The organism is Anaerophaga thermohalophila DSM 12881 (assembly GCF_000191885.1).
GTDB classification, from domain to species: domain Bacteria; phylum Bacteroidota; class Bacteroidia; order Bacteroidales; family Marinilabiliaceae; genus Anaerophaga; species Anaerophaga thermohalophila.
Window position 1 is genome coordinate 89261 of the sequence record NZ_AEWI01000018.1, and the last position, 11033, is coordinate 100293.

General features: G+C 39.4%; 9 protein-coding genes. 2 read left to right on the forward strand and 7 right to left on the reverse strand.

The window, feature by feature from the left end; genetic code table 11:
- Window position 1: 1 nt before the first annotated feature.
- The 4 genes from hemA to ATH1_RS0107145 all read right to left on the reverse strand — a co-directional run bounded on the left by hemA (window position 2) and on the right by ATH1_RS0107145 (window position 4529).
- Entirely contained in the window at window positions 2-1240 is a 1239-nt protein-coding gene (gene hemA, locus ATH1_RS0107130; RefSeq protein ID WP_010419458.1) for a glutamyl-tRNA reductase, read from the reverse strand.
- A gap of 66 nt (window positions 1241-1306) precedes the next feature.
- On the reverse strand, window positions 1307-1705 hold the full coding sequence (locus ATH1_RS0107135; RefSeq protein ID WP_010419461.1) for a hypothetical protein: 399 nt from the start codon (window positions 1703-1705) through the stop codon (window positions 1307-1309).
- Window positions 1706-1820: 115 nt separating this feature from the next.
- A complete protein-coding gene (hisS, locus tag ATH1_RS0107140; RefSeq protein WP_010419463.1) occupies window positions 1821-3191 on the reverse strand; it encodes a histidine--tRNA ligase in 1371 nt (456 codons plus the stop codon).
- Window positions 3192-3389: 198 nt separating this feature from the next.
- A complete protein-coding gene (locus ATH1_RS0107145) occupies window positions 3390-4529 on the reverse strand; it encodes an AI-2E family transporter (protein ID WP_010419468.1) in 1140 nt (379 codons plus the stop codon).
- Window positions 4530-4741: 212 nt separating this feature from the next.
- Here ATH1_RS0107145 and ATH1_RS22180 point away from each other — a divergent pair, with 212 nt between their 5' ends.
- Window positions 4742-5518 carry a hypothetical protein gene (locus tag ATH1_RS22180; RefSeq protein WP_029164005.1) on the forward strand — a complete coding sequence of 259 codons (777 nt, stop codon included), beginning with the start codon at window positions 4742-4744 and terminating at the stop codon, window positions 5516-5518.
- Here the strand turns inward: ATH1_RS22180 and ATH1_RS0107155 are convergent.
- Entirely contained in the window at window positions 5400-7802 is a 2403-nt protein-coding gene (locus ATH1_RS0107155; RefSeq protein WP_010419473.1) for a glycoside hydrolase family 65 protein, read from the reverse strand. The two genes, ATH1_RS22180 and ATH1_RS0107155, sit on opposite strands and share 119 nt — an antisense overlap.
- An 802-nt stretch (window positions 7803-8604) precedes the next feature.
- Between ATH1_RS0107155 and ATH1_RS0107165 the strand changes: the two genes are divergently transcribed.
- The gene (locus tag ATH1_RS0107165; RefSeq protein ID WP_245531736.1) at window positions 8605-8871 is read left to right on the forward strand and encodes a hypothetical protein; all 267 of its coding nucleotides are present in this window, start codon (window positions 8605-8607) and stop codon (window positions 8869-8871) included.
- A gap of 70 nt (window positions 8872-8941) precedes the next feature.
- On the opposite strand, the gene ATH1_RS0107170 is transcribed toward ATH1_RS0107165, so the two are convergent.
- Both ATH1_RS0107170 and ATH1_RS0107175 read right to left on the reverse strand, forming a co-directional pair.
- On the reverse strand, window positions 8942-9595 hold the full coding sequence (locus tag ATH1_RS0107170; RefSeq protein ID WP_010419477.1) for a hypothetical protein: 654 nt from the start codon (window positions 9593-9595) through the stop codon (window positions 8942-8944).
- Window positions 9576-11009, reverse strand: coding sequence for a hypothetical protein (locus ATH1_RS0107175; RefSeq protein ID WP_010419480.1), 1434 nt, complete (start codon window positions 11007-11009; stop codon window positions 9576-9578). The genes ATH1_RS0107170 and ATH1_RS0107175 overlap by 20 nt, the downstream gene beginning before the upstream one ends.
- Window positions 11010-11033 lie beyond the last annotated feature (24 nt).

The following is an 11033-nucleotide window of genomic DNA, read 5'->3' on the forward strand; positions in this document are numbered from 1 at the left end:
TTTACCGGTCGAACAAATGATGAACCAGTTGAACCATATCATCTTTTTGCCCATCCTTCATCGTGGATTTAAGATTTTTTACCAGCGTATTGATCATTTTTTCTGAAAGATAACTTCCGTATTTTTCCATTATCTCCAGTTCAGTCGCCGAATGCGAAGAACCAAAAGCTTTAAGTCCGTCATCATGTATCTGACGAACCGATGAAACAATGTGATTTATGGTTGGTGATAGTTCACGACTGTCCAGCCATTCCTCAAATTCCGAAACTTTCTCGTTAATAATTTTCTCAGCCTTCTCGAAATAGCTTTTCTTTTTCTCCTCATTCTGCAAAACCACTTTCTGCAAATCGTCAATATTAAGCAGGCGAACATTTTTTATTCCGCTCACCTCAGGATCAATGTTCCTGGGCACTCCCAGGTCTATCATCATCACTTTGTGATCGGGTTGATGTTCCTCTATAAGACTATTATTGATGAGATGTTCACCCGAAACAGACGTAATCACAATCTCTGCAGCAGCGATAGCCTCGCCCAGGTCATTAAAAGGGACAATGTCGGCATGAAACCTTGCAGCCACCTGTTGAGCCTTTTCGATGGTTCTGTTCGCAATGGAAATAAACCGGCATCCCCGCTTATGCAAATTTTTTACGACAAGTTCGCCTGTTTCGCCTGCACCGACCAAAAGAATTTTACGTTTTTCCAAATCGGAAAAATGTTCGCGGCATTTCTCGACCGCTGCATAACTCACTGAAAAAGCACCACGGCTAATTCCTGTTTGGGAACGAACCTTTTTACCAACTTCTAAAGCCTTGATAAAAAGGCGGTTAAGAATTTTTCCGATGGAACCCTGCTCTCTGGCAGCATTCACCGTGTCCTTTATTTGAGAAACAATCTGATATTCACCCACTACCATTGACTCAAGCCCCGAAATGAGCCGAAAAAGATGAATTACAGCATCGCGATCGAAAAGATAATAAAAATAAGTTTTATTTGTCGTGCCTGAAACAGCATATTCCTGCAAACAATTTTCTATATGCTCAATAACCCTGTCTTGATTTTGATGATGAGAAGAAAAATACAATTCAGTCCGGTTGCAGGTCGACAGAATCAATATTTCTTCAACCTGGCTGCCGGCAAGAATACATTCTGACAAGCGACCAACATCCTCTTTATCGAAAGCATATTGCTCTCTGACTTCCAACGGGGCGGATTTATGACTTAATCCGATTATTCCAATCATATTGAAGTTCGATGCTAAGTGTAAATGTTGAATTAATTTAAACCGGAACAAACTCCGGATAAACGGCTAAACAAAGCAACATAAAGAGGGGGGTGAAAGGCCCGAGAAATTCAACAGGGAGAAACGATCGTTTAGAAAATCATCCCGAAGAAACCATTGTTCGCGCGTAATTGCTTGTACCGGCAAGAGAACCAGCATGAAAACGCTTTGGCTTTTCTTTTCTTTATAATCATATTTTTCTGTGGAACATTCGTGTGAACAATACGAAGAATAGATATAATTCGCCTGTAAACAAGAAGCGGAAGCAGATAATGACGCATCAATCCGACAGGCACTGTCTTCATTTTGGCCGGCATTCATGGCATAACCTGATGTCCGGGCCGGCGCCTGGATGGAAAAAGTAAATACCAACCCCAATAAAATGAGATAAGGTAGAAAGCAGCCTCCTATGCCTACAAAAAACATTTGTAACGAAGTTTTGATGAGCATGCCTTGATTTTGACAAAAACATGCCTTTTATGCAGTACTCTTTGATTTTCTTAATCAACAAAGATAAGATTTTGAAACAGGAATAAGAATTTTATTTGCTTTTTTTGATTCTGCCCGCAATTTCGGCGGGACTCACAGAAAACTGCTCCCCTGATGCCATATTTTTTAAAGTTACGGTGCCGGCCTTCATCTCTTCTTCTCCCACCAGGGCGACAAAACCAATATTTTTCTTATTGGCATAATTCATTTGTTTCTTCATCCGGGCGCTATCGGGATAAACTTCTACTTTAAGCCCCTGCTGTCTTAATTCTGTAGCAAGCTTAAGACACCAGAGCCCCTCGCGAGGACCAAAATTGACAAACATCAGCTGAGTACCCGCCGTCACTTCCGAAGGAAAAAGTTCAAGCTGATTCATGACATCAAAAATGCGGTCGGCGCCAAAGGAAATGCCAACACCAGAAACATTTTTTAACCCGAAGATGCCGGTAAGATCGTCATACCGTCCTCCTCCGGTAATGCTGCCAATCTCAACGTCAAGGGCCTTTACTTCAAAAATGGCTCCTGTATAGTAGTTAAGACCCCGGGCCAGCGTAAGATCAAGTTCCACATCGGTTTTCAACTCCAAATCAGCCAATATTGTCAACACCTCACGTATTTCATTAACGCCTTTGATTCCTGTTTCTGATGAAGCAAGTACCCGGGAAAGCCGGTCAAGTTTTTCAGTGTTTGTACCGCTCAGCGACAAAATTGGCTGTAATTTTTCGATGGCTGCATTTGACAGGCCCTTTTCCAAAAGTTCTGCATTCACCTTTTCCAAACCAATTTTTTCCAGTTTGTCGATGGCCACAGTGATGTCTGTCAATCGGGAAGATTCTCCGATAATTTCAGCAATTCCTGCCAACACTTTCCGGTTATTGAGTTTAACAATCACCCTGATTCCCAACTTCCGGAAAACGTCATCCACAATCTGCACCAATTCCACTTCATTAAAAAGACTATCACTGCCAATGACATCCACATCGCACTGAAAAAACTCCCGATACCTTCCTTTTTGGGGACGATCGGCACGCCACACCGGTTGTATCTGGTAACGCTTAAATGGAAAAGTCAACTCACCCTGATGTTGAACAACAAACCTTGCAAAAGGAACCGTCAGGTCGTAACGCAAACCTTTCTCACTGATTTGTCCGGTTAACCGCGAAGAATCTTTTTGAGCCAGCAGCTTTTCATCAGCTTTATTGAGGAAATCGCCTGAATTGAGAATTTTAAAAAGAAGTTTGTCCCCTTCATCGCCATACTTACCCAACAGGGTATCGAGATTTTCCATGGCCGGCGTTTCGACAGGCATATAGCCATATTGCTGAAAAACTTCCCTGATGGTATCAAAAATATAGTTTCGCCGCACCATTTCGGCAGGAGAAAAGTCACGTGTCCCTTTTGGTATAGATGGTTTCTGAGCCATTATTAAATGCTTTGTTTTTATCCGGCTGCAAATTTAGGAATAATTCGGGAAGTCGCTAAGAAATCCGGATCAACGGAATATCAAACCGTGAGGAGCTATGAGCTTTTGTCGGTTTTTATTCCACGCCGGGAACGCAAAATTAAAGGAACGCAGAAATCGCAAAAAAGGTTTTATAGTCTGTTTGCCTTTTGCGTCCTATTACTTTTTTTTGCGATATAACTTCAAGCGTTTTTTAATATTCTCTATAGAGATGGCGTGTTTAGCCGTTCCCTGATCCCCCAGCAAAAAATCATAAGGCTTCATCGAATCAATGTGTGACAGAACAATTCTTGTAATGGCCAGAAAAGGGACAATAAGCAACATCCCCGGAATACCCCAGACTATACTTGCTGCTACCAGTCCGGTAATGATAAAAAATGGATTGACACGAACATTACCTCCTACAATATTAGGGGTCAGGATATTGTTTTCGATAAACTGAATAATAATAAAAAGAATGACCACTCTGAAAGCCAGCGACGGATCATTCTCTCCTATCAGTGCAAACAACAAGGGTACAGCACCACCCAGAAGCGTCCCGAAATAAGGGATAAAATTAAAGAGCGCCGAAATAATTCCAAATGCAATTGGATACCGCAGCCCGATGATCATCAGCCCCGATGAATTAATGATACACAGGATAAACACAACGGCAAGTACACCTGCCATATACCGGGCAAAAACCCTGGATATCTCTCTCAGTATGGTAATGACTTCCTGACGATGCTTCCGTCCAAATATCATCATCAAAAAATAGGCAAACTTGGTTCGGTAATACAAAAACAAGAAAATATAAACCGGAAGAAGACCGAAACTGACAATTGTACTGGTTGTGGCATTAAAAATGTCCTGAACATACTGCCCCCCTGAGGCCAGTAAATTAGCGGCCTGCTCTTTAATCAAGTTTCTTGTCTCTTCCTTGTCGAACCCAAAATGTTCGCTGATTCCGGATATAAAATCGGCAAGGTTTCTCAATCCGGCTTCAGCTAAGCCGGGAAAATCTCCGACAATGGGCGAAATTTTACTATAAGCCAAAAGTCCCAAACTTATCAATATCCCTAAACCTGTCACAATGGCAATAAAATTGGCCAGTATTCTCGGAATTTTGTGTTTCTCAAGCCAATTAACAACCGGATAAAACAAATAAGACAATAAAAACCCGAAAGCTATGGGCCATAAAAAATTACGTACAGCAATGAGACCATAAACAAAAAGAATAATCGCCAGCAATGAATAACTGACACGTTGTACTATTAAAAATCTTCCTTCCGATCGGTTATATTCTTTTCCTGATTTCATCAGTATAAAATTTATCTAAGTTATTGGTCGAATGGAACCCGCATGCAAGCATTTATACATATTCTTATTGTATTATGCCTTGTCAGGCCCGTTTTATCTTACATCTTACCATCTTAAATCTAATAATCTATTAATCTATTAATCTATATTAAAACAATCTTTGTCATGCTCGTTTCATCAACCTGATTGATTTTTTCTAAACAACGAAGTTAGTGAAAGTCTTGAAGGATATAACTAAGGGTTATATTGTTTTTTCAGCAAATATCCTCTATCCTTTTTTGATCCATGATAATATTGATGAAGTACGCCACATGGTAAATCAAGGCTATAAATCAATTACTTTACCGGGCCAAAATGTTAACTCCTATGGTCTGGATAAAAAAGGAAAAGAAACAGGGTTCGCTGAATTGCTGCGCAGAATTGGAGAATTTGGCAATAAGTCGGGAAAAGAATTCTGGACATACTTCACCTCTCCGCACCCACAAGATATGACCAGGGAAGTAATACATCCATGGCCCCCGGATTCGGTGCGCCAGGGAACCCGTGCTGAACGGATGGAAAACCAGGTCCCTGAGAAATTGAAGGCCGAACGTTCTACAATGCTCAGAGAATTGTCAGAAAAAAATCAAATAACATTCTATTCGTCGTTCATCGGAAAAACCCGGCGAGTTCTTATTGAAAAAATTGACAGAAACGGTTTTGCGACCGGATATGGTGAACATTATATTCCATTTCGCTTTTATGCCGGACAACTCGAAAAAAATACCTTTCATAATGTCAGAGCTGTCCGGACAGAAGGCTTCTGTGAAAAAGTAAGATTGTTCGGGGAAATTGTTCAGACAAAAAGCACTATTGAAACCAGATACTCGATTACAATAAAAACTCCTTACAATCGCCTTCACCCAGCTCATAAACCTTATCCACAAAACCAATCTGAATCTGAGGCGAACGCCCAGACTCAAAGGAGACTTCAACACGGTGCTGAGTAAAGTGAAGCCATATCCAATGGCCACGATATCTGATACGCATATTGAATCCTTTAATCTCCCTCGGGAGCCTGGGATTCAGCCAAAGTATGCCGCCCCGGATTTCCAGTCCGGTATAGCAACGCTGAATCATATCTACCGTTCCGGCCATAGCTCCGAGGTGAATGCCCTCAGCCGTTGTTCCGCCCTGAATATCTTCGAAATCACTCTTGAGCGACTCCTGGAAAATATGATAAGATTCCTCACGGTCAGTACGTGAAAATACCCATGAATAAACCAAACGACTCAAGGTAGAACCATGCGAGCTTCTCTTAATATAATAATCCACCATATCAGGAATGGTTTCCCTGTTAAACTGATAACCTATGCGGCGGAACAAAGATTCAAGCTCGTCGGACGAAAGCAGATAAAACAACATCAGCACATCGGCCTGTTTGCTGACTTTATAACGGTTCGGACTATCCCCTTCGGCTTTCAATATTCTGTCGAGTCGCTGTATATCGCCATATTTTTTACGATACTTTTCAAAATCCAGTTCTTTAAGCTTTTCATATCCTTCAAACTGGCTGATAATTCCGTTATCCATGAATGGAACAAACATATTTCGGCTGATATCCTGCCACCGTTCAATTTCTTTGTCATCAATCTTCAGTTCGGTAAATAATTCACGTTTGCGGGTATCCGAAAGCAGATCAACGAAGTCCAGAGCCGTCCGCAATACCCAAACCGCCATCACATTGGTATAGGCATTATTGCTGAGTCCCGGTTTATCAGAATCAGGGTATTGAGTGTGAAACTCATCCGGCCCTACTATTCCATGTATTTCATATCTTTTACGCCTTTTGTTGAAAGTGGCCAGACTTGACCAGAAACGGGCAATCTCAAACATCATCTCGGCTCCGTATGCGGTCAGGAATTCGATATCACGGGTTGCCTCGTAATACTGATAGATATTGTAAGCAATAGCAATACCAACGTGACGTTGAAGGTATGTACTGTCGGGGTCCCACTTTCCCGATTGGGGATTAAGATGAACAACCTGACTCTCCTCCCGTCCATTACTTCCACTCTGCCAGGGATACATAGCGCCTTTATAGCCGGCTTTCCGGGCTGCCCGCCGGGCTGCAGGAAGGCGGTGATAACGATACATCAATAACGAACGGGCCAGTTCGGGTAACTGAAAATTTAAAAACGGAAACACGAACAACTCATCCCAGAATATATGTCCGCGGTATGCCTCACCGTGCCAGCCACGAGCAGGAATTCCAACATCCAAACCAATGGTATTCACCGAAGCTGTTTGCAGAATATGAAAAATATGAAGTCTCAGAATAATCTGAGTATTTTCATCACCATCTTTCAAATCAATGTCGCAGCGATGCCACAATTCAGCCCAGGCATGTGCATGTGATTCCAGCAAGACCTCAAAAGTGCCGGCATCCGAAAGCGCATTACGGGCTTCAAGAACAGGTTCGGTAATGGCTCTATCGCGCGATGAGAACAAGGAAATAATTTTTTCTATTCTGAGGGTTTCTTTTTCCCGGCATTCCAGGTCGAACAGATGGGCGACATACCCAACCTTACTGAAATACTCCCGTTCGACGGGAATCTCCGCATCTCCCCTGTAAGCTTTTGTCCTGGCAGCCTGAACCATTCTGGTTTTTGACTGATTAGCCTGAACCCTCAGATAAATGCTTTCGTCATCGAACCTGCCTGTTTCAAGTGGTTGAAGATGTTCAGAGCTAAGTTCTCTGTACCTCGGTACACCACTATTGATAACAGTTCCATCCAAAGCTGAACGAATCTGAATTTTCCCGGACCAGTTCACTGGTGTCAGCGACCATTCAATCCCTGCAAAATGAGGATTGTTCATATCCACAAATCTTCTGGCCACCAACAAAGTCTTCTTTCCATCCTCCTCTTCAAATTCAATTGTACGCGTTGTCAGTCCACGATACAAGTCCAGCTCCTGTCTGAAATCCAACACTTGAACATCATCTATCCGAAACCAACTGCCATTTTCATGCCTGAAAGAAAGACTCAACCAGTTGGGCCAGTTTACCAGGTCCTCATTTTCGACAATACGTCCTGAAACTTCCGAACGGGCACGGTTGTAACCCCCGGCAAGGTATGTTCCCGGGTAATGGCAACCGCCTGCATCACATTCTTCGGCTGCTCCACGAGTAGCAAAATACCCGTTTCCCAATGTAAATAATGCCTCTCTCAGGGGCTCATGGTCGGGAACATAATCGTCATAAATAACTTTCCACAAGTCATTTTTCTTCATAAAGCCATGGTTTTTAAAGGGAAAAGATTACATCTTCTGATAATCGTAAACAAAGTATTACAAGTCCCATAAAATAAAAACCTTTTTGACATAAAACGGTTAATCTAAAACATCCGTCACTAAAAAAGGTCATAGTAGAAAAATTTTCTTTCCCTGATTAAAAATTGATAAAAACGAATTGTTTTTCCTTACAAGAATAGACCGATAGATTTTTAGATGTTAAATGCAAGATGAATCGTATCATGCTGAAAATATGAATTTTAATACGAAGGTTTTTGAAATACAAATACGTGATCCAAAGGTTTTTGAATATATCCAACGGACTATTTTCCTTAAAATTAGAAAAAATATCAGATTCCCAATAACAATATATTGTCAGATTTTTAGATATTAGATGAAAGATAGTTCATCGGTATTAAATTTGTTTAGTCTCTGTCCATAAAGTGCCATTTACTGCGTTACGCTTGTCTGAAAATTACTCATTTAGATAAGTAAACTCCGTATTTTCGGACTTCGCAAGCCTTGTAAATGACACTTTCTGAACAGACACATAATTTGTTACAACTTTTCCCGACTTTATAGACGGGCACTATTTATTGAAGTTCCCGAATATCAGGGACAGGCAGAATATAGAACCGGAAATTTTCCCCTGTATAACAAATATGAGAATTATCTCATATAACTTTGATATCCTGCATTTTGTCAGGGAAAACCCTTTTATTGCAAAAAACTGAACATCAAATCATTGCAAAAAAGTAACAGAATATTAAATAACTTGAAAAAAAGAACAGAAAAAATGGCAATGAAAGACTACAGAAACCTGAGACGCATTTTGGGCGAGCAGGGAAAATGGCCCCAGTTATATATGTTCAAATTTATCGTTCCCAACCAGTTCGGTAAAGTCGATAAAGTGGTATCAATGCTTCCCGAAAATGGAGAGATTACGTTTAATCATACCAAAAGCATGCGCCATGTTGGCATAACTTGTAAAGCCGTAATGAAACATCCGGATGAAGTGATCAAAATCACCCAGGAAATCACGGCAATAGAAGGTGTTATTGATTTGTAAGTCACTGAAAGTTTTATCAGAATTCGCCATTGTGAGGGCAAAAATACAAATGTGCCATCAAAAGTTTTGACTATTTCAATACAAAAATTGTCGCAATTGTTCCGATTGCTATTAAACCACAGATAACAAATAAAACTGCTTCTAATAGTCTGAATTTTTTGACTTGTTGTTCAAGTCGCTGAATTAGGATTGCTTGGTTATCACCAATAGATTGTATAGCTGTCTTCAATGTTGAATCAACCACTTGAATATTTTTGTCAATTGTTGACAGTCTTGCTGGAAAATTAACTGCCTTCAAAGTTGAATCAACCACTTGAATACTTTCGTCAATTATTGACAGTCTTGCTGGAAAATCAACTGCTTTCAATGTCTTCACTAAACTGTCCGTGGCTTCAACAATATTTTTGTATTGCTCTAAAAGGCGTTTTATTTCAACAAGTTTTTCCCTATTGGTAGTATCAATTTTGTTGCCCGTAATTTCAAACTTCGAAACTCCATCATTGATTTGTATTTCTGTGTTCTTTTTTAAATCATCTACAGACTGTTTGTAGAGGTTGAAAATTTTGTCAGTATAGACTGCATAATTCTGTTGGACTTTTTCAAGCTCAGCAATAGTATTGATTGAAATTTCTTTAGCACCGTCAATATAATCGGTTACTGTCTTTAATCGAGATAGTTCTTTTTGAAGTAAACCCAATTGCTCGTTAATCTGTTGGTCTATCATAATTTCCTGCAAATTTATTAATAAACTCTGTTAGCCAATTATAGTGTAAAATAAGAAATAAAGCACTTTCCACTTCCTCAATTTTATCTACTGCCTCTAAATCAAAGCCCATTATTTTTTCTTTAAAAATGTCCACCTTATGATTCAATGAATGAATATCTTCTTTGTTTGTTTCTCGTACTTTTAGAAAACCCTTGATTAAATCAATTTGTGCTTCTTCTATAAAATCTTCGTTGTCCTTTTCAATAATTAAGATAGAAAATGATTTAAGAAGAATGAAAACAAAGTTGTCTGGACGCTCCACTAAAAGTCTTGTAGTTGCACCTCTCAAATGCTTCAAGTTATTTATTTCACCAACGTCCGTCCTTACTATGTCCATATATTTTTCAACGATAGAAAAATCTGCCTTTAATCCTTTGTCAGTATCGGAAGGTAAGTATTCAGGTCTTGCATATTTTGAGTTCATATACAAGTCAACAAATTCTTTGAATTGTTGACTTCCGTTTTCGTCTAATCCGATTATACATGCTTCCTCCATTGCATCAATAGCGGCCCTTCTTTGAATAGCTATTTCTTCATAAACGAACTTTATCAGAAAACCTAAACATTTTTGTATTTCGGTATTACCTTTATAGAATGGCAGCCGTACTAATTTTTCATCTGTTTTTTCGGGGCTGTTGTATTGTAATAAATACTCTTTCAGTTTTTGAGTGTAATACCCTTGTGGCTTTTTAGTTATTGTTGTAACAATAGTTTTTGAGTTGTAATCAACAGTATAATCGTCCACAACTCCAATTGTTGAAAGTCTGTAAATGGCTTTGTGTGTATCTTCTTCGTTTCGTATTTGAACAAATAATTTTTCCAGATTTGGTTTTAATTTATCAGGTATCGCAACTCCCTTTTTCACAACCTTGTAAAACTGTTTTTCAAGGTTTTCAATAAATTCATCCTTATCATTACAAAAATTTTGAGCATCATTTACCATTCTTTCAGTAAACTCTAATCCATTATCAAATAGATATTTTGCAATTCTTTCAATTGTGCCATTAGTAAATGGAATTATGACTTGAAAGCCATTTTTTGTTTCAAAATCATTCAATAATGACTCTATTCCAACTTTTGACTGGTACTGGTTATAGGCCAATTGATTTAACCATTCAAAATATTCCGTTTCTGAAGGCTTTTCTGAAATAAGAACTTTCCTAAGATAATTTCCGATTTCATTTGCAAGTTCAATATGAGGTGTTGAAACAAAGAATTTTATATTATTCAGATAGATACTACCAATATTAGGTTTGCCAAATTCAGGATTGTCAATATATATTATTTTTGTCCCTGCTTTATTTTCTTTGATTTTTAAATCAACGTCGATTTCAAATTCTTCAAAAATTCGTAAGCCTTCGGCCTCGCACATATTGCAATCTCCGTGCTAACAGCC

Excerpts from the sequence above, each read along its gene's own strand:
- hemA (WP_010419458.1), bottom strand. The coding sequence starts at position 1,240 with ATGATTGGAATAATCGGATTAAGTCATAAATCCGCCCCGTTGGAAGTC.
- ATH1_RS0107135 (WP_010419461.1), bottom strand. The coding sequence starts at position 1,705 with ATGTTTTTTGTAGGCATAGGAGGCTGCTTTCTACCTTATCTCATTTTA.
- hisS (WP_010419463.1), bottom strand. The coding sequence starts at position 3,191 with ATGGCTCAGAAACCATCTATACCAAAAGGGACACGTGACTTTTCTCCT.
- ATH1_RS0107145 (WP_010419468.1), bottom strand. The coding sequence starts at position 4,529 with ATGAAATCAGGAAAAGAATATAACCGATCGGAAGGAAGATTTTTAATA.
- ATH1_RS0107155 (WP_010419473.1), bottom strand. The coding sequence starts at position 7,802 with ATGAAGAAAAATGACTTGTGGAAAGTTATTTATGACGATTATGTTCCC.
- ATH1_RS0107165 (WP_245531736.1), top strand. The coding sequence starts at position 8,605 with ATGAAAGACTACAGAAACCTGAGACGCATTTTGGGCGAGCAGGGAAAA.
- ATH1_RS0107170 (WP_010419477.1), bottom strand. The coding sequence starts at position 9,595 with ATGATAGACCAACAGATTAACGAGCAATTGGGTTTACTTCAAAAAGAA.
- ATH1_RS0107175 (WP_010419480.1), bottom strand. The coding sequence starts at position 11,009 with ATGTGCGAGGCCGAAGGCTTACGAATTTTTGAAGAATTTGAAATCGAC.